The sequence below is a fragment of the Nocardia sp. NPDC004711 genome (assembly GCF_053601595.1).
This window is the reverse complement of sequence record NZ_JBSGCB010000061.1, coordinates 35,732-54,109: the sequence shown is the minus strand read 5'-3', so window position 1 is coordinate 54,109 and position 18,378 is coordinate 35,732. Positions and strand designations below refer to the sequence as shown.

The 18,378-nt window shown below is 65.0% G+C and carries 20 protein-coding genes, 1 tRNA gene and 1 pseudogene; 15 read left to right on the top strand and 7 right to left on the bottom strand.

Going from position 1 to position 18,378, the window contains the following annotated elements:
- Positions 1-179 precede the first annotated feature (179 nt).
- Positions 180-752, top strand: coding sequence for an ROK family transcriptional regulator (locus ACWEKS_RS40515; RefSeq protein WP_452345016.1), 573 nt, complete (start codon positions 180-182; stop codon positions 750-752).
- Entirely contained in the window at positions 713-895 is a 183-nt protein-coding gene (locus ACWEKS_RS40510; protein ID WP_452345015.1) for a hypothetical protein, read from the top strand. The genes ACWEKS_RS40515 and ACWEKS_RS40510 overlap by 40 nt, the downstream gene beginning before the upstream one ends.
- Before the next feature lie 5 nt (positions 896-900).
- Here the strand turns inward: ACWEKS_RS40510 and ACWEKS_RS40505 are convergent, their stop codons facing one another.
- The 3 genes from ACWEKS_RS40505 to ACWEKS_RS40495 form a co-directional block, all read right to left on the bottom strand.
- Positions 901-1,932, bottom strand: coding sequence for a zinc-binding metallopeptidase family protein (locus ACWEKS_RS40505; RefSeq protein WP_452345014.1), 1,032 nt, complete (start codon positions 1,930-1,932; stop codon positions 901-903).
- A 129-nt stretch (positions 1,933-2,061) separates the two neighbouring features.
- A complete protein-coding gene (locus ACWEKS_RS40500; RefSeq protein ID WP_452345013.1) occupies positions 2,062-2,280 on the bottom strand; it encodes a hypothetical protein in 219 nt (72 codons plus the stop codon).
- A 289-nt stretch (positions 2,281-2,569) separates the two neighbouring features.
- Positions 2,570-2,872 (bottom strand): hypothetical protein, encoded by a 303-nt coding sequence (locus tag ACWEKS_RS40495; RefSeq protein WP_452345012.1) that lies wholly within the window; start codon positions 2,870-2,872, stop codon positions 2,570-2,572.
- 146 nt (positions 2,873-3,018) lie between these two features.
- Here ACWEKS_RS40495 and ACWEKS_RS40490 point away from each other — a divergent pair, with 146 nt between their 5' ends.
- A complete protein-coding gene (locus ACWEKS_RS40490) occupies positions 3,019-4,242 on the top strand; it encodes a hypothetical protein (protein ID WP_452345011.1) in 1,224 nt (407 codons plus the stop codon).
- A 245-nt stretch (positions 4,243-4,487) separates the two neighbouring features.
- A tRNA-Val gene (locus tag ACWEKS_RS40485) sits at positions 4,488-4,562 on the top strand.
- 8 nt (positions 4,563-4,570) lie between these two features.
- On the opposite strand, the gene ACWEKS_RS40480 is transcribed toward ACWEKS_RS40485, so the two are convergent.
- Complete coding sequence (locus tag ACWEKS_RS40480; protein ID WP_452345010.1) at positions 4,571-6,211, bottom strand: recombinase family protein; 1,641 nt, start codon at positions 6,209-6,211, stop codon at positions 4,571-4,573.
- Between the two features lie 1,195 nt (positions 6,212-7,406).
- Positions 7,407-7,526, bottom strand: a pseudogene (locus tag ACWEKS_RS40475) (reverse transcriptase domain-containing protein); the annotation flags it as partial.
- Positions 7,527-7,799: 273 nt separating this feature from the next.
- On the opposite strand from ACWEKS_RS40475, the gene ACWEKS_RS40470 reads away from it, so the two are divergent.
- The 5 genes from ACWEKS_RS40470 to ACWEKS_RS40450 all read left to right on the top strand — a co-directional run bounded on the left by ACWEKS_RS40470 (position 7,800) and on the right by ACWEKS_RS40450 (position 11,511).
- Positions 7,800-9,890 (top strand): MMPL family transporter, encoded by a 2,091-nt coding sequence (locus tag ACWEKS_RS40470; protein ID WP_452345009.1) that lies wholly within the window; start codon positions 7,800-7,802, stop codon positions 9,888-9,890.
- 222 nt (positions 9,891-10,112) lie between these two features.
- A complete protein-coding gene (locus ACWEKS_RS40465; protein WP_452345008.1) occupies positions 10,113-10,397 on the top strand; it encodes an NAD(P)-binding protein in 285 nt (94 codons plus the stop codon).
- Positions 10,398-10,593: 196 nt separating this feature from the next.
- Complete coding sequence (locus tag ACWEKS_RS40460; RefSeq protein WP_452345007.1) at positions 10,594-10,773, top strand: hypothetical protein; 180 nt, start codon at positions 10,594-10,596, stop codon at positions 10,771-10,773.
- Between the two features lie 2 nt (positions 10,774-10,775).
- Positions 10,776-11,291 carry a DDE-type integrase/transposase/recombinase gene (locus tag ACWEKS_RS40455; RefSeq protein WP_452345006.1) on the top strand — a complete coding sequence of 172 codons (516 nt, stop codon included), beginning with the start codon at positions 10,776-10,778 and terminating at the stop codon, positions 11,289-11,291.
- Entirely contained in the window at positions 11,284-11,511 is a 228-nt protein-coding gene (locus ACWEKS_RS40450; RefSeq protein ID WP_452345005.1) for an integrase core domain-containing protein, read from the top strand. The genes ACWEKS_RS40455 and ACWEKS_RS40450 overlap by 8 nt, the downstream gene beginning before the upstream one ends.
- Positions 11,512-12,044: 533 nt before the next feature.
- Here the strand turns inward: ACWEKS_RS40450 and ACWEKS_RS40445 are convergent.
- The gene (locus tag ACWEKS_RS40445; RefSeq protein WP_452345004.1) at positions 12,045-12,875 is read right to left on the bottom strand and encodes an SDR family NAD(P)-dependent oxidoreductase; all 831 of its coding nucleotides are present in this window, start codon (positions 12,873-12,875) and stop codon (positions 12,045-12,047) included.
- 195 nt (positions 12,876-13,070) lie between these two features.
- Between ACWEKS_RS40445 and ACWEKS_RS40440 the strand changes: the two genes are divergently transcribed.
- From ACWEKS_RS40440 to ACWEKS_RS40420, 5 genes are read left to right on the top strand one after another with little or no spacing between them, the layout of a single operon-like run.
- Positions 13,071-13,622 carry a Chromate resistance protein ChrB gene (locus ACWEKS_RS40440; RefSeq protein WP_452345003.1) on the top strand — a complete coding sequence of 184 codons (552 nt, stop codon included), beginning with the start codon at positions 13,071-13,073 and terminating at the stop codon, positions 13,620-13,622.
- Between the two features lie 27 nt (positions 13,623-13,649).
- Positions 13,650-13,871 (top strand): hypothetical protein, encoded by a 222-nt coding sequence (locus ACWEKS_RS40435; RefSeq protein WP_452345002.1) that lies wholly within the window; start codon positions 13,650-13,652, stop codon positions 13,869-13,871.
- 3 nt (positions 13,872-13,874) lie between these two features.
- A complete protein-coding gene (locus tag ACWEKS_RS40430) occupies positions 13,875-14,261 on the top strand; it encodes a phosphatase PAP2 family protein (protein ID WP_452345021.1) in 387 nt (128 codons plus the stop codon).
- Positions 14,261-15,394, top strand: coding sequence for an MFS transporter (locus ACWEKS_RS40425; RefSeq protein ID WP_452345001.1), 1,134 nt, complete (start codon positions 14,261-14,263; stop codon positions 15,392-15,394). The genes ACWEKS_RS40430 and ACWEKS_RS40425 overlap by 1 nt, the downstream gene beginning before the upstream one ends.
- Positions 15,391-15,987, top strand: coding sequence for a hypothetical protein (locus ACWEKS_RS40420; protein ID WP_452345000.1), 597 nt, complete (start codon positions 15,391-15,393; stop codon positions 15,985-15,987). Before ACWEKS_RS40425 ends, ACWEKS_RS40420 begins: the two co-directional genes overlap by 4 nt.
- Positions 15,988-16,097: 110 nt before the next feature.
- Here the strand turns inward: ACWEKS_RS40420 and ACWEKS_RS40415 are convergent, their stop codons facing one another.
- Entirely contained in the window at positions 16,098-16,919 is an 822-nt protein-coding gene (locus ACWEKS_RS40415) for a hypothetical protein (protein ID WP_452344999.1), read from the bottom strand.
- A 280-nt stretch (positions 16,920-17,199) separates the two neighbouring features.
- On the opposite strand from ACWEKS_RS40415, the gene ACWEKS_RS40410 reads away from it, so the two are divergent.
- Positions 17,200-18,378: a CaiB/BaiF CoA transferase family protein gene (locus ACWEKS_RS40410; RefSeq protein ID WP_452344998.1), complete on the top strand. Its 1,179-nt coding sequence runs from the start codon at positions 17,200-17,202 to the stop codon at positions 18,376-18,378.

Genomic DNA, 18,378 nt, shown 5'->3' with positions numbered 1-18,378 from the left:
CTCCTGGATCGACCGGGTACTGACCCGGCTCGGCTCGGCCGCCGCGCTCACAGGCCGCGACCGGCTGCGTGACCAGCTTGCGGCGCAGGGTTTTCAGCTGCGCTGATGGCGCCGATCGAACCACTCTGCCGTCGGGGAATCGATCATGTCCCGGCTCGGTGGGGTGAGATGAGGAATCGATGGTGACCGGGGACAAGAGCGCGGGGGCGGTGTTGCGTGCCGTGCTCGCCGAGGGCACGGCGCCGCGCAGCGTCATCGCCCGCGTGGCCGGATTGTCGCCGGCGACCGTGACCTCGCAGGTGCGGGCGCTGGCCGCGGCGGGATTGCTGACCGAGCTGCCGGAGACGGCCGGGCCGGGCGAGATGGGCCGCCCACATTCGCCGCTGGTGCTGAACGTCGCGGGCAATGTGGTGCTCGGGCTGCACATTGCCGCCGACCATTGCACGGTCGCGGTGCTGGATATCGCCGGAACCGTGCGGCTTTCGCATCGGGCGCCGCATCTCGGCCTGGATCCGGACGTGATCCTGGCGTCCGCCGCCGCCGAGGTGCGGCGGCTGCGGGACGAGCTGACCGAACGCGTCATCGGGCTGGGTGTCGCCCATCGGCGGCTGGGTGGACGGCCCGGCCGGGTCCGTCGTCGAGCACGGCACCTTGCCCTGGCGCAATGTTGCTGTGCGGCAGTATCTCTCCCGCAGGCCGCACCACCATCGTCGTGGCCCACCGCCTGGCCACCGCCGCCGACGCCGATCTGATTATCGTGATGGGCGACGGCCGTCTGCTGCAAACCGGCCGCCACGCCGACCTTCTCGAGATCGACGGCCCCTACCGCCGGTTGTGGTCGGTCTGTGTCGGCGACGACGCCCCCGCGGACCACGTCGCCGCCGAATCATCATGAGTACGCTATCCCCGAGTTGCCGAAGCTGTTGCGCGGCCGATCAGCTCGTGGATGAATCGCATCTTGTCCAGTGCCGCCGGGGCCAGGACGAAGGGATAGAGGTCGGGGTGGCCCATCGACCGGTTGACCTGGTTGAGGGCCCATGACAGTGGCAGCCAGTGCTCGATGAGCCGATCGAAACCGGTGTTGGCGTGTAGCCGCACTTCTGATCGGGTGCTTTCCCGGGTCATCGCGAATGCTGCTGCGGTGTAGAGGGTTTCACGGATATGGAGGTAGTGGGCGAAGGTCTCGGCCCAATCCTCGACGGGATGCATTGCGGCATACGCGGACACGAACCGATCCGGCCAGTCCGGTGGCGGGCCGATCCGATAGTTCCGGTCCAGAGCGGCCGCATAGTCCTCGTCGGGGTCGCCGAACAGTGCTTCGAATCTCGGCTCCCGTAGGCCGTCGCCCACCAGGACCTGCTGGTAGTGGTGGCCGAGCTCGTGGCGGAAGTGGCCCACGAGCGTCCGGTATGGCTCGTCCATCGATACGCGGAGCCGTTCGCGGTGCACATCGTCGCTTTCGGCGAGATCCAGCGTGATCACCCCGCTGTGGTGGCCGGTCGTCACCTCCTCACCCGCGCTGGACAACAGATCGAAAGCCAGGCCGTGGTCGGGATCCTCGTCTCGCCCGACGATCGGCAACCCGAGTTCGTTCAGCTCGAAGATCACCCGCCGCTTGCTCGTCTCGGCTTCGGCGAATTGGGCGAGTGCCGGGGAGTCGTTGTCCGCGGGCCGTGTTCGGGTCAACCGGCACGAAGAGCACAATTCACCGCCGGCCCCGGTTGCCGCTGGGACCAGCCAATTGCACCGGGCGCGCTGCAGATTGCCGCATGTCCGCCAGCGCCGACCGTCGACAGTGGTCGTGCCGTGCGTATCGAGGACGAGCATGGTGCGACTGAGCGGGTGAAACCCCAGCGCCCCACCGCACCTCAGGCAGACAGAATTCTCGAACGACAATCGCTGTCCGCACCGCCCGCACGTGAAGTCTCGCAAGGGATTCCTTCCCGTCGACCGACATCGGCGAGCCGATCGTCTGACGTCCAGCCGGGCCACCGTGGTATTGAGCCTGACCCAGTGCAGCGATGTGGTATCGAGACGGCGGACTGATCCAGAGCCGAGAAGCTATCCCTTGGTCGAATCATTCTCGGCCGAAACGCTTTTGCGCAGGATGCGGAAATCCCGCTGCAGATCGCTGAGCGATACCGCACACACCCGGCCGCCGCCGATAGGTCGAACCTCCACGTACGGAATCGGGTTGTGTCGCACCGCAGTGACCTGAATGGGAGCACCGAGCGCGGTGTCGTGGATGGGGACCAGACGCGTTCCTTTTGCGATTTCCACGGTTCTCGACCTCCCGGGTATGGCGCGATCTGTTTCGTATTCGCGATACCCGCCTGGGCTTCGGTCAAACGGCACCAGGTTTCCGGCGCGGAGGTTATCGGCCGCCCACGGTTGGCCCCGTCGGCGGTCCCCCCGGCCCCGAGTTGCCTTGGCGGCCACGACCGTTCCATCGCGCCCTGACGGCGCTCCCGGTCGTCTTCATGCCCTCGGCGCCCCTGCCCCGAGCCGTGAGGGTAATGGGGGAACCGAAGCCTGGCCAGGCGCGATGCACTGGCCAGGTGGGCAGTCGTCAGTTGATGGAGAAGCTGCCCGCCATCGGGGGCGTGCCGGCCGCTCCGGCCGCCACGGTGCCGATCGGATCGCCCGAGCAGTCGATGCTGGCGTAGAAGGTGGCGTCCTGATCCGTCGAGTTCGTCACGGTGGTCGTGTCCAGGTCGGTGAGCATGATCCGGACGCAACCGGACGGGTTCACGAGAACCCTGCCGTTCGAGACCAGGGTGCCGGTCGACGCACCCGCGGTCGCGGGCACCAGCACCGCCACCATCCCGGCCACCGCGGCAGCGCCGAGTACTCCAGCAATACGCAACTTCATTGGATCCTCCGTGGTGAATCTGCACCCGATCGCTCGGGCACCGTAACCCTGGCAAACTACACCGGCCGAAGGCGCCGCCATGTATCCAGAAAAATACGGCCGTGTTTCGGCGTGCGGCCGGACCGCGGCCCGCGAATGCCCCACCAGTGCAGACGATTACCCTGGCGCGGGTCTTCTCGGAAGGTGCGATCGCCGAGGACGGGCGATCCGCGAGTGCGGTGTCGCGGCCCGAGACCACCTGGCGCCCAGGTATCGGCGTTTTCGAGGCGCTTATCGGAGGCTTTGGCGCCAGCGGTGTAGTGATGTACTCGAATAGCGCAGTATTCCTGTGCAACAGGCAGATTCGTCTCGGGCACGGACACGCCGGGAATCGGACTGGGCAGTCATCGGATGCGCGTTCAGGGCGTGCCGCCGCGGGGATAGCCCTTATCGTCCGCGCCATGCCGTCGAACAACCACGAGGTGCCGTTGGAACGGTTTCGGGAGCGACCGGAGTTGGCCGCGAAGGTGGCCCGTGACGTCTTCGGCCTACCCGTTCCAGAGGACGCGTGCTGGCGGTTGGGACCGGAGACGGTGACCGTCCTCGGACCGCTCGAGCTGCACCTGGATGTCGCCCTGGTCGGCGGCAACCCGCAGCGGCCCGAATACGCGATCATCCAGGAGGTGCAGAACACCTGCACCGCCGACGACCTCGCGCGGATTCGGTCGAGCTGGCCCGAGTATGTGACCAACCTGCGCAAGCGGTTGGGGTGTCCGGTGGTGCTACTGGCTTACTGTCCGATCGAGCGAGTCGCGGCGGCTGTCGGACAACCGATCGAGACCGGCCATCCGGGTTTCGTCTTCACGCCGATCACGTACTGGCCGGGGCGGTTGGGGCCGGTCACCGATCCGGACCAAGCGCGAGAATGGCCCGAACTGGTACTGCTGTCAGCTCCTGGGCATGTGCAAGACGAGTCGCGGCGCCCGGTACTGGAGATGGTGCTGCGGGCGCTCGAGACCTTCGGGCCCGAGAGGGGCCTGATTTACTATGACTACATCAGCGCGCGACTGCCTGAGGCAGCCCGCATCGAGCTGGAGGCCATCATGCCGATTTCGGTCGAGAACTACCAGTGGGAGAGCGAATTCGCCCGGCGCCACCAGGCGATCGGTCATGCGGAAGGCGTGGCGGAAGGCAAGGCCGAGGGCGTGGCCGAAGGCCGGGCCGAGGGGGAGGCTTCGGCGATTCTCACGGTTCTGGCCGCTCGGGGGATCGAGGTCGACGGGGCCGCCCGTGAGCGGATTCTGGCATGCGCTGATCTGGAGCGGCTGTCGGATTGGCTGACCCGGTCTGTCACGGTGGCCGCGGTCGCGGAGCTGTTCGATTCGCCGTAGCGTCAGCTCGCTCCTGCGGATCTGGCCATGGTCGCCCACGTCGAAGAGAACGTCGCTGCCGCTGAAATAGCCCTCACTACAGCGGAATTCGACGCTGCGGCCGACACCGACCGAGTCGGCTACCGCGCGCCGCAGCGAGCGATGGTGCACCCGATTTGGCATGACGGTGGGTGGACGCGCTAATGTTCTCTCAGCCGGAGCGGGGGAGACCCCGAACCGGACAGTCGCCTCGAGCGACGAGCTACGGTTCTATAGCTCAGCGGGAGAGCACTCGCTTCACACGCGAGGGGTCGCTGGTTCGATCCCAGCTAGAACCACCATGAGGGGCTTATTCCAACCGGCGTCCGCTCGCTGGTTCGAGTAAGCCCCTTTCTGTCTGCTTTCTGTGCGGTGGGGGACTGGTGCAGGCGCGGCCGGCTTGATGGAGGGCGGCGAACAGGTCGGTTTTCTCGTCGCTGATCGTCGGTTCGATGGTGTCGTGATGATCGTCGATGTAGAAGCGTTGGTAGAAGGTTTCGTTGAGCAGGCGGCGGACGTCGGTGCTGGCGTCGCGGTACAGGACGTAAGGGTCGGCAACGAGGTCCAAGGCGTGGCGGAGCACTCCCGCGCCGATGGTGAGCTCTTCGGAGGTGTTCGTGAGCCCGGCTTCGAGGCGTTTGCGTTGGGTCTTGATGTCGATGAGCTTCATGCGGACTTTTGCTTGGGGCATCGAGCCGTCGGCGAGCAGGTCGATCAGGCGGTTTTCCTTGGCGTCGAGCTGTTTCAGTTGACGGTTGAGGCTGGCGTGTCGGTCGCGGACGGTGGTGTGTTCGTCGGCGACGACTTCTTCGAGGAGCCTTCGGGTCTCGGTGGCAAAGGATGTCGAGAGCTGCAGTGTGCGATAGTGCTCGGCCACCGCTTCTTCGACCATTTCGACTGGGAGGTAGGGGAGATCGCATAACCCCTCTTTGCTTCTGCGGCACTTGAAGTATGTGTACTTGCTGCCGTTGCGGCTGGTCGACTGGTTGAACACCAGCCGTGAGGTATGCCCCTGGTTGCGGCAGCGAGTGCAGAACAGGAACCCTTTGAGGTAGTGGTTGTGAACCCGGTCGCGGTTCCCATTGGCGCTGCGCTGCCGGAGCACATCCTGAACGCGTTCGAACAGTTCATGGCTGATCAGCGGTTCGTGGCGCCCGGGATAGATCTGGCCCTTCCACGTGACGTAGCCGACGTAGTACGGGTCGCGCAGCATGTTGTGCAGGGTTGAGGCGGATACTGGTCGTTGTGCCGGGTAGCGGCTGGTCGGAGGAGAAGTCAGCCCCAGGTCGGCCATTGCCGCTTCGAGATCGTCGAGGCCGTGCTCACCGGTTGGGTAGAGTTCCCAGGCCTGCACGACGAGCGGTGCACGGTCTTCGTCGATCTTGATGGTGTTGACCTGGCGGCCTTCGAACAGTATGCGGGTGTTGACGTATCCGAGTTTGGCTCGGCTGCAGGTGCCCCCGCTCATGGCCTTGTTCAGCATTTTGATGCTGATGTCCTGGCCGGACAGCCTGTTCTGGGTGTCGTTGAAGATGTCAGTGATGGCGGCCATCATGTCGGCGTAGATACCTTCGCCGAAGTCTTCCCGAGCCGAGATCAGCTTCACGCCCATCTTGTCGAGCTGGCGCTTGGTGACCGCGGCGTCGATGTAGTTGCGGAAGGCACGGGACCGGGCATAGACGATGACGTACTTGATCTCGGGGTGCTCGTTCAGGTAGGCCAGCATCTCTTGGAACACGGGCCGGTTCTCGACGGACTTGGCCGATACTCCTGGCTCGACGAACTCCTTGACGATCCGGGTAGGAAGGTTGTCGGCACGCTTTTCGACGACGCTGCGTTGGGTCGCAATCGAATTGCCGTCCGGGTCGATGTCGATGGCGGTGTTCAACTGTTTCTTGTCCGAGACTCGCAGGTACGCGACGGCTGGATCGGCGGTCACGGTAGCTTTCACTGTTCCTCCTCAGCTGGTTCGGATTCCTTCGCCAGCGCGATGACGGCGCGGCTGAGCCTGCGGAGATCCGGTGGCTCACGCCTGTCGCTGTCCACGACCAGGCGGTGCTCACGTCTGTCGCCGATCGGAGTCTCACCGCGGCTAGACATCCCGTACTCGCCTGCTGGGCGCTTTGGTGTTGCTACGGCCTAGCTGTTGACCGGAGCGCCCTCCAAGATTCTGTTTTCGCCTTGCATTGCAAGAGGATTCGGTTCGCTAAAAGATAGCCATGGATGGCAAGGGAGTTCATGACCTGCGCACAAGCGCCCAGCGGTGGCGGTATCGGGAAGGGGCAAGTTTGGCCATGGGATCACTTGCCATGCATTGCATTTGCTGTGCCACGGACACATCCTGGCGGCGTTGGTCTGTCCTCCGCCTTCTTGGTGACGCTCGTACGCGCGAAACCCGAGCCTGCGACGACCCCCGGTGGAATAGACGTTGGGCGCACCAGGCTTGATTGTCATGGGTTCATGCAACAGAGCTGAGGACTTGATGCGCCAGCCGTATGCTGAACTGTGTTGTGCATGTTGAAGTTGGTTGTAGGTCCTTCTCTTCCAGCTTCAGGAACCTCAGAAGGCTGCGCTGATTGATCGTCCTGACGCTGATAGATCGTCCGAAATCGCTCTTCGATTCGGGGTCGGCACTGTCCAGTCGCACAGGGATCTGACCGCAGGCTCTGGGCGACTCAGCTTTGCGACGGGCACCTGTTGCTGAGCGCTGGCGGGCTTCCTGGCCAAAATCCCTCCCGCAAGCCCCAATCCGCGGGCGCGACGGATTCCCTCGCTCGATGGGCCTTGATGCATCGCCCATGTGGCCATGCCTGCGACGTGCACTACGCCGGCAGCCGCCAATCGACACTGGACGGTGTGCGTGTCGCAGATCACGGCTGGCGCGATAACCGGTGTGGCGCATGTAGTGTCTGGCCGTCAAACATGCTGAGTGTGATCAACATGGGCGATTACCCCCGAGCGAGCCCCAGGCTGATGTACTTCGGTCCTGGGGCTCGATTGGGTATCTCACGCGACAGGGACCGGGGGTTCCTGGTTGAGTCGGCCCGTAGCGCGGTGCCGGTGTTGCCGCCAGTCCGTTTCTACGGGCCGCTCGCCGAACCTGGCGTGCGTGTCTCCACGCACCGGGCTCTCCACGGCATCTGCCGTCAGGCGTGGTCGGCCATGGTCCAGGGGTTGGGGATCGTGTTGCCGCGATACCGATATCGTGTGATCGGCACCTTGGCGAGGTTGAACAGTTCGATCCCGTCCGCTGACGGCCTGTGCCAACACGGGCCGGTTCATAATTCGAATACGAAGCCGCTGCGGTCGAGATGTACTCGACCGCAGCGGTTTTCGCGTGGTGGGCGAGTTCGGATTTTCCGCGGTCGACCGGGTTGACAGCCCGTCGGGCTCTAGTAGAACGTTGTTCTATAGCAAGGATGCTGTCCCGAATCCGGGCCCATGCACGACCACGTACCTGATGGGAAACGCCAGTCATGTCTGACCAACTCCTGTCCGCCCCAACACCCGACATCGACGGAGCCAGCAGACTGGGGGGCTTGTTATATCGAAGGGCCCGTACGGTTCTCGCATTCAGTGTCCTCATTCTCATCGCTGCCGCCTTCCTGGGTGCGGGGGCGTTCGGCAAGCTGCAGGGCGGCGGTTTCGACGACCCGGCCGCGGCATCGAGCCGCGCGGCGGCCGCCATCGACGATCACTTCGGCGGTCAAACCAATCTGGTGCTCATGGTGCACGCGAACAGCGGCACGGTGGACACCCCCGCCGTCGCGGATGCCGCCCGGCAACTCACCGAGAGGGTGGCCGCGGAGCCCGGGATGAGTCAGGTCGCCTCGTACTGGACAACGGCCGCGCCGGCCATGAAATCTCGGGACGGCGCCAACGGGATCGTCGTCGCGCACATCGACGGCGACGCTGGCCAGGTCAGCGAACGTACCGCCGTGCTCGTCGAGCGATACCGGGGGGCGAGCGGGCCGATCACCGTCGGCGCCGGCGGAACTGCCGCAGTGCAACACGACGTCAACGATCAGGTCGCCAAAGACCTCGGGCTCGCCGAATCGATCGCGATCCCCCTCACCCTGATCCTGCTGGTGCTGGCCTTCGGCAGCGTGGTGGCCGCGCTGGTGCCGCTGATCCTCGGCGTGGTCGCCATCCTGGGGACCTTCGCCGAACTCGACCTACTGGGCCGAATCACCGCGGTGTCGGTGTATTCGGTCAATCTCACGACCGCACTCGGGCTGGCGCTCGGGGTGGACTATGCCCTGCTGCTGGTCGCACGGTTCCGCGAAGAGCTCTCCGGCGGCGCGGACGTGCGCGCAGCCGTCGCGACGATGCTGCGTACGGCCGGACGCACCATCGTGTTCTCCGCGACCACCGTGGTCGCGGCGCTGGCCGCACTGCTGGTGTTCCCCGAATTCTTCCTTCGGTCATTCGCGTACGCGGGCATGGGCGTCGTCGCCATCGCCGCGATCAGCGCGCTCACCGTCGTGCCCGCATTGCTGGCGGTTCTCGGCCGTAGGGTCAATGCCTGCTCGCTGCCCTGGTCGAACGCTCACCGCGGCTCGGACGCTCCGGCCTGGGGCCGGCTCGCCGCCGCTGTGACCAGGCGTCCGATCGCGGCTGCGCTGCCGGTCGTCGCGATCCTCGCGCTGGTGGCCGGTCCATTGCTCGGAGTCGGATTCTCCATTCCCGACGAGCGAGTGATGCCCGCCAATGCCGCGAGCCGTCAGGTGGCTGACACCTTGCACGACGGGTTCGCCGGCTTCGGTCATGCCTCCGTCGACGTCGTGATCGATGGTCCCGCAACAACATCCGCGATCGCCGACTACGCCGCCCGCGTATCACAACTGCCCGGCGTCACCGGCGTGACGACCAGCGTCGCCCAGCCGCGCTTGCAGCGACTCACGGTCGCCAGCGACCTCGACGAGAAATCCACTGCGGCAGGTGATCTGGTGCGTTCAGTACGTGCCGTTGCTGCTCCTGCCGGCACCGTCGCGCTGGTCGGCGGCGTCGACGCCCAGCAGATCGACACCGAGTCCTCGATCGGATCCCGGCTCCCCATCGCCGCTCTGATGATCGTCCTGACCACGTTCGCGCTGTTGTTCGCCTTCACCGGCAGCGTCGTACAGCCGCTGCGCGCACTGCTACTCAACGCTCTCGGCCTTTCCGCCGCACTGGGCGCCATGGTGTGGATCTTCCAGGACGGACATCTGAGCGGGCTGCTCGGATTCACTCCACGCCCCACCGACACCGCCATGGCCGTGCTGTTGTTCTGTGTCGCGTTCGGGCTGTCCATGGACTACGAGGTAATTCTCACCAGTCGCATCAAGGAGTTGCGCGACCAGGGTGCGGCCACGACCGACGCAGTTATCCACGGCCTGGCCAAGACTGGGCGGATCGTTTCGACTGCCGCCGGCTTGCTCGCGGTCAGCTTCTTCGCATTCGGTGTGTCGAAGGTCAGCTTCATCCAAATGTTCGGTCTCGGCACAGGTCTGGCGATCCTGATCGACGCCCTGCTGATCCGAGGCATCCTGGTACCTGCCGCCATGAGCCTCCTGGGCAGGACCAATTGGTACGCCCCCGCGCCGCTGCGTCGGCTGCACCGTTATATCGCCCTCCAGGACCACAGCTGAGGCGCAGCACGAAGGCGAACAGCCCGACCATTCGTTGACAGCTACTGTAGAACGGTGTTCTACTTCTGCTCGAGACGAGAAATCAAGTATTTGGATGTATTTGAAATCGGAGCCCGCTTGTGTGGGGCGCATATTGCATGCTAATGGTTCCGATTTTTCATAGGACGGAAATCGGCGCGATGACGAGCCCGGTATCGGGCCTCGCGTTCTTCGGAGGGAATTGTGCGTTCAGGTAACGGAAAAATATTGATAATCGGCGGCGGGATCGGCGGCGCCAGTGCAGCGATCGCGCTGCGTAACAGCGGCTTCGACGCCACCGTATACGAGGCCAGGAGTGCGCGTGGCACGCAATACGGCGGTTGTTACGTGCTCTGGTACGCGGGCGTGATGTCCTTGGCCAGACTCGGACTGCTGGACAAGGCAATTGCATTGGGTCATCGTGTCGATCGATTCGAGATGTGCGGTGAGCACGGCAATACGCATTACAGCGTGACGAGGGCCTTCTGAGCAATTGGGTCAAGGACGAACGCCGCCGCAGCGAGGCCGCCGCAGCACACGGTGACACGCCCCTGGATCCGGCCGAACGCGCCGAACTACTGGCCTTACGGCGGCGAGTTGCCGAGCAGGACAAAGACATTGGGTTCCTGAAAAAAGCCTCGGCGTACTTTGCCGCGATGCAGAACAACCGCAACGGTTCGCTCTGATGGCGAAGTACGCCTGCCCCGATGTCACCCAGATCGCCGGCACCGGGCAGGCATCGCACAGGTTCTCCATCACCGCATGGCACGCCTGCTGGACGTATCGGCATCTGGCTTCCATCAGTGGCGAAACCGCAGGGCTGCAAAAGAACTCACCTCGCGACAACAGCGACGTGCGGACCTGACGGTGAAGGTCCTCGACGTGCACGCCGACTCGCACGGCACCTACGGGTCACCACGGATCACCGCGGAGCTGCGCGAGCGCGGCGAGACGGTCACCGCCAAGACCATCGCCAAGATCATGGCCGAGATCGGGATCGAGGGTATCAGCCCGCGCACCTTCAAAGTCCGCACCACGATGGTCGATCCGGCCGTATCGTTCCCGCCGGATCTGGTGGTCCGGACCTTCGATCAGGGCCGTCTCGATGCCGTCTGGTTGACCGATATCACCTATCTGAGCTGCGGAGAAGGTGACATGTTCTTGTGCGCGATCCGCGACGGGCGTTCCCGCCGCGTGCTCGCCCACATCACCGCCGACCATATCGGCGCTGACATGGTCACCGCCGCCATCGACGCAGCGGTGGCCGCACGTGGTTACCGCCCCGAGGGTACGGTGCTACATTCGGACCGCGGTGGCGAGTTCACCGCCAGGCTTACCGCGAAAGCCTGTGCCCCGACACGGGCTTCGGCGGTCGATGGGTGAGACCGGGATCTGCTGGGACAACAGTCCTGCCGAATCGTTCTGGTCGAGTTTCAAGCACGAGCACTATTACCGGCACGTCTACCCAACGAAGACCGAACTCGTTGCCTCAGTTGGCAATTGGATAGACTGGTACAACAGTACTCGACGCCACTCCGCGATCGGAATGCTCAGCCCTCTGCGCTATGAGCAATCCCTGACAGCTACAACGGAAGCTGCCTAACCAACTGTCCACCGTTCGGGGTGAACCTCAGATGGTGTTGGAGTGCGGATGAGCAGTGTGCGCCCGTACCCAGGAGATGGCCAGTGCGGCACCTGTCACGGCCACGACAGTCGTCGTGAGTGCGATGGTCCGTAACCGCCGGCGCGGTGACCACCGCCCGGGCGCGAGCGGCTCGCCGGAATCGTTGCCGGTGCGGATCGTTAGTTTCGGGTCTCGTTGCGGCACAGCATCATCCTGCCGCAACAGCTCATCGCGGGACGGGTGTACTACGAAGCCACAGTTGACCCGGCTGATCGTCTGTGGCTGAGGCAGACCACTGTTCGAAAATCGTTTTCCGAACGGCGAACGTTTGGCGGTGGTGGGTGCGACTTGGAACCGTTCGGCGGCCCAACTCCGACAACGGGGTATTACGTTGGGACACGAAGACCTCCGGAAGTGAATGCGTTCCTCGACAGCTCGCACTTCACTCGGAGGTCTTCGCCATGTCAGCTCGCCACGCCGTCACCGACGTCCATGGTCAGTACACCTAATCCTCACCGGGCTTCGGGAAAGGGCACGAGCTCTTCCGCGTGCGCCCACAGCTCGACCTGATGCGGGTTGATGATCGTCATCCCACCGTGGATGGGAATGGTCACGCCGTTGATGTAGGCGGCCCTGTCGGAGGCGAGGAAGACCGCCATTTCTGCGATGTCGTCCGGCACGCCGAGTCGCTTCGTCGGCTGGGCCAGGAGATGCATGTCGCGCATGGCCGGCGGGAGGGAGGCAAAGGCTGTTTCGCTGAGAACGACGCCGGGAGCGATACCGTTGCAACGGATCCCATGCTTGCCGAAGCCGGTGGCGACGTACTTGATCAAGGAATCGATCGCGCCTTTCGACACGCCGTACGCCGTTTGGTTGACGGTCGCGTGGTGGGCCCCGACCGACGACGTCATGATGATCGATCCCCCGCCACGTTTCTTCATCTCCGGGATTGCGTGCTTGCATCCCAGCATCGGCCCGCGGACGTTGATGGCCATCACGCGGTCCCAGGCTTCCACGTCCATGTCTTCGACGGTCGTGTCGTGCCGCATGAAATTCGGGTCGACGAGCGCGGCATTGTTGTGGAGGATGTCGAGTCCGCCGAAGGTCTCGACTGCGAGTTCGACCATGGCTGCGATCTGCTCATCTTCGGCGATGTCGACAGTGATGGCCACGGCCTGACCACCGGCTTCGGTGATTGCGGCGGCGGTGGCTTCGGCGCCCGCGGTATTGATGTCCGAGACGACGACCGCGGCGCCATCGCGAGCCATCAACGTGGCCGAAGCCGCGCCGATACCGCTTCCCGCCCCGGTGACGGCTGCGATCTTTCCATCCAGTAGTGCCATCGATCTTCCCTGCTTCCTGTGCTTCCTGATCACGTGACTTCCGGCGAGGCGCTGATGCGGCCTCGGTGCCAGAGGCACAATACTAGATCGATCTATCTATTGTGGAATTTCGCGAATGCGCCTGGAACTTCATCCCTACGCGACGATGTGTCCTCCGATACCAACATTAAAGTAACGTCTGTTACATTTCGTGTCGTGACAGAGAATCGAGCGGTGGCGCGGTGGCTGGTGCTGTTGGTCCGGGTGCCGACCGAGCCGTCGCGGCATCGGGTGGCCGTGTGGCGTGAACTGCGCCGTGTGGGTGCTTTGCAGGTCGGCCAGGGTGTGTGGGTGGTGCCCGATGTCCCGGTGTTCGCCGACGGGGTCGCGCGGGTGATCGAGCTGGCTCGACGCGGCGAGGGTGAGGTGCTGGTGCTCGATGCATCGGGCCACGCCGAGACCGACACCATGCGGTTGGAGGCGATGTTCACCGCCGAGCGGAGCGAGGAGTGGGCGGAGTTCCTGGCTGATTGCGGCGGGTTCGATGCCGAGATCGACAAGGAGATCGCCAAGGCCAAGTTCACGATGGCTGAGCTCGAGGAAGAGGAGCAGAGCCTGGAACGGCTGCGGCGCTGGCATCGCGACATCAAGGCCCGCGACGTGTTCGGTGCCCCCGCGGCCGCCGAGGCCGGGCAGCGGCTCGAGCACTGCGCCGATCGGTTGGCCGACTACACCGAGCGGGTTTTCCAGGCCCTGCACCAGATGTAACCGACCGCTGGACCCGAGGGAACCCCGATGAGCGTGGACACACGAATCTTCTACGACATCAACGACTTTGCCCGCGATACCCCGTGGTTGCATCCGATCGTGTCCGGCTACGCCAATGACGGTGTCGTGCTTTTCGCGGTGCTGCTGCTGGCCGGATGGTGGATCGCCCGCCGCGACGCCGATCCCGCTGCGATGGTGGCGGCGGTGTGGGCGCCGCTGGGCATGTTGATCGCGCTGGTGATCAACTAGCCGATCGCCGCCGCAGTCGACGAGACCCGCCCGTGTAATGCGTTGCACGACATCGTGATCCTGCACTGCAACACCGATGCCGGGTTCCCCAGCGACCACACGGTCATGGCCGGCGCAGCCGCGGCCGGGCTGTGGCTGGTGCACCGGCGACTCGCGGTGCTCGCCGCAGTGGCTGCGGTCGTGATGGCGTTCGCTCGGGTGTACATCGCCGCGCACTATCCCCAGGACGTCCTCGCCGGACTCGCTCTCGGGGCTGCGGTCAGCCTTGTCGGGTTCTACCTGGCACGACCGCTCGTGACACGGTTGCTGGCCCTGCTCGCTCGTACTCCGCTGCGCATACTGCTCACCGACACCGCAGCCGAACTCGCTGCCGCGCAGCAAGAATCGTGATGACTGCTATCCCCGGTACCCGGACCGGTACAGGACGGGCACGGCTGCTGCCGCTGTACTCGGCCGGGTTCGTGACCGCGTTCGGAGCGCAAAGCATCGCAGCCAGCCTCGCCGGATACACCGGACAACAGCACGCGAGCCTGCTCACCCTGGGGCTGCTGCTGGCCGTCTACGACGGCGCGGAGGTGCTGCTCAAACCCGTCTTCGGGACGCTGTCCGACCGCGTCGGGGCTCGGCCGGTGCTGCTCGGCGGGCTGGTGGTGTTCGCGGTCGCGTCCGCGGCGTTCGTGCTGGTCGGCAATCCAGGCCTGGTCGGGGTCGCGCGGTTCGGTCAAGGCGCGGCCGCGGCCGCGTTTTCCCCAGCCGCTGGGGCGATGGTCGCCCGGCTCACCCCGGCCGGCGGACACGGGCACGCGTTCGGCAGCTACGGCGCATGGAAAGGCTTGGGCTACACCCTCGGCCCACTGCTGGGCGGCATCCTCGTCGCCGCGGGCGGCTACGGCCTGCTGTTCACCGCCCTCGCGGTGCTCGCGGTCGGGGTCGCGGTGTGGGCGGCGCTCGCCGTGCCTGCTGTCGAGGTGCTGCCGAAAACCCGTCAGACCGTGCTGGATCTGGCCCGCCGCCTCACCAGCGGCCCGTTCCTGCGCCCGACGGCCGCCCTGGCCGGAGCCACCGCCGCGCTCGCGGTCGGGGTCGGATTCCTGCCCGCGATCGGTGCCCGCCACGGCCTGGGACCGCTGGCCACCGGCGCTGTCGTGTCGCTGCTCGCCGCCACCGCCGCGCTCGTTCAACCACGCGCCGGGCGCGCCCGCGACACCGGACGGCTACAGGATCGATCCGGTATGGCAGCCGGGCTGCTCCTGGCCGCGATCGGGATCGCCATCGCCACGGCCCTGCCCGCAACAGCGGGGACGGTGTGCGCTGCGGTCATCATCGGGGCCGGTACCGGACTCATCACCCCCCTCGGATTCGCGCACCTGGCCGCGACGAGCCCACCTGAACGGATCGGCCAGACCATGGGAGCCGCCGAACTCGGCCGCGAACTAGGCGACGCCGGTCGGATCTGGCCGGCCAGATCGCACACGTGTGGGCAGATCAGCACAGCGTTCATGTCCTCGTCGACGGTCGGTTGATCAAGACCGTTCCTTCCAATCTGACGGTCGACGACCTCCACCAGCTGGCCATGCGCGGCGCTCGGCCGGCGGGTCCACCACCCGGTGCCACGGTTGCGCGACGTGTCGAGCGGTTCCCGGCGGCTGCGGTCATCGAGCTGGAACGGTCGGTCAACGTCAACGGCGTCGTGGGCATCTGCAACCATCGGGTCAAGATCGGCCCGGAACTCGCCGAACGCAGGATCGTTCTGCGCCTGGACGGGCACCTGCTGCACGCCGTCCACGACGGCGTACTCGCCAAGACGCTTCCCGCGCCGATGCCGGTCGAGGAACGCGCCAAGCTCCGAGGCGCTCGTGTCGTCACCACCCCGTTGCCAGCACCGGCACCCGGACCGATAAGCGTCCAGCGGAAAGTCCCGCGCAACGGAGTCATCATGGTCGCCCGCCAGAACCTGCGGGTCGGCCGCACCTACGCCGGACGAATCGTCACCGTCCACGCCGAAGACACCCACTTTCGCGTCACCTGCGATGGTGCCGAAATCGGCATCTATCCACGCATCACCGACGTCCCGATCCGACGTTGGAAAGCCAAGATTCACGCCCCGAAACTGTGAACCGATTCGTCCAGCATGTCCTGAAACTGTCAACGATCTGCTGAGCCGAACCTGTCAACACCCCTTGTGCACCCCGGGCAGGAATCGAACCTGCTGGAACAAATGTATCGCTATCGCTCGGCGGTCGGAATCGGCCACAGGACTGCATCGTCCAGGACGATGTTCGCGAGGGCAGTTCTTCCGCGGAACCGATCGATATGTCCTTCACCGGTCTTGTCGGCCGCCAGTACGACGTCGCCCGCTTGGAACCGCTCGATGCGGCCTCCGCCCACCTGCAGTTCCAGGCAACCGGTCAGGACCAGGACCAATTGGTTGACGACCTCGGGGTGCATGCCGATGTACTCCTGGTCGGCGAAGTCCCCGAAGTGAAGGCCGACGGTCGGTCGGGCCCGGGACCAGACATCCGGCTCCGCGGGGAACAGATCGTCGAAGTCGTGGAAGTAGGCCGCGTCGCCGACTCCCTTGCGCATCTGCTTGAAGTTCGGGCCGTTGCGGTCCGGCAGCGTGGCGACCGCATCCGCAGTGGCCCACTCGCCCGCACGCTCGACCGGTCCGTCCAGATCGAATTGGACTAGTCGCGTGTCCGGTTCGGCGGTGATCTGCGCTGCCCCACCCGGTCCGATGTCGAGGAGGCCGATGTCGCCCGGAAGGATCTCTGTGTCCCCGCTCGGGGTGGGCATGCGCAGGCAACCCGTGGCGACGAAGACCAGCCCGCTGAGATGGTCGGCGACAGGCGCCGCGATGGCTCCGCCGCTGAGAACGATCGAACGCAGATAGGTGACGGGTACATAATCGCGAACCACCAGCGGCAATTCGCCGCGTGCGCGTCGCCGGTACAGGTCTGCGTCGAAGGGGCCGCTCAGGTGGGGGAGCGGTAGGACAAGGGCTTCGACTCGCAACTCATCGTTCCCTCTGACCTTCACTGCTTTCATGGCTGACCTCCTGTGCGTCGCTCACCGGGATAGTCCGAGCGGACCCAACATCCAAGGTCGGCATGCGGACGGGTGCGGACGGTATCGGAGAGCTGTCGCACCTCATCGTCCCTTGATATGTACGAGTGAATGTATATACGCGCGGCGCCACTACTGCAAGACGATGCGGAAGCGCTGCGGGCGGCTGGTGGGAGGGTCACGTCTCACGCCCTTGCGTAGATGTTCGGTGCTGTGGTTAAGTCCGTAATAACGGACGAGTGAACGTATATAAGGACAAATTATGCTCAGTGGCATCACGGTTATGGACCTTGGTCAGGTGTACCTGGGTCCCTACTGCTCGATGCTCCTCGCGCGCCTCGGTGCCGACGTCATCAAGATCGAGCCGCCGGGCGGTGAGGCGGTACGGCTCCGGCAGACCGACGAACCGACTGCCGCGTTCGCGCTACTGAATGCCGGAAAGCGAAGTGTGCGTTTGGATCTGAAGACCGGTGAGGGTCGCGAGATTCTGAAGCGGCTGGTGGCCCATGTTGACGTTCTGGTCGAGAACTACGCCCCGGGGACGATGGATCGGCTAGGACTCGGTTACAGCGTCCTGCGCGAGATCAACCCCGGACTCGTCTTTGCGTCAGGCAGCGGCTACGGGAGCTCCGGTCCGAACGCGCATTTGAAGGCGATGGACCTCACGATCCAAGCAACGACCGGCCTGATGGCCGTCACCGGCTTCGCGGACAGGCCGCCAGTGAAGGCCGGTATGGCCGTCGCCGACTTCATGGGCGGCGCGCACCTCGCGGCGGGCGTTCTGGCCGCCTTGGTGCAGCGGGGTTCGACCGGCCTCGGTGATCACGTCGAGGTCGCCATGCAGGATGCCGTAATTCCGAGTCTGGCTTCGAATCTTGCCGGCTATCTCGACAGCGGCGGAACGGTGCCCGAACGTACCGGCAATCGGCACGGAGGGTTGGGTGTGTCGCCGTACAACGTCTACCCGACATCGGACGGGTGGGTGGCAATCATCGGAATCAGCGACCGGCATTGGGAATCGTTGTGCGCGTTGATCGCCGCCCCAGGACTGGCCGATGACCCGGGCTTCGGGTCGAACGATGCACGAGCGAAACGGATCGACGAGGTCGATGCCTTCGTGGCCGGCTGGTCATCCGGTCTCACGACCGGCGAGGTGATCTCGGCGTTGGAGGACGCCAAGATTCCTTGCGCACCCGTCAAGGCATTGCAGAGTCTCTTCGACGACGAGCACATCAGATCGCGCGGGATCCTGACGCCCCTGCAACTCGAGGACGGCCGGGAGCAGTGGGTCTTCGGCTCACCCATCCGGCTCGCCGAGGGTAGTAGCGCCGCGCCCTCTCCAGCACCGTTGCTCGGGGAGCACACCGAAGAGATCCTACGCACGCGACTAGGGATGTCCGCCGATGAGTTGGCGGTACTTCGGAAAGAGCGAGTGATTTGA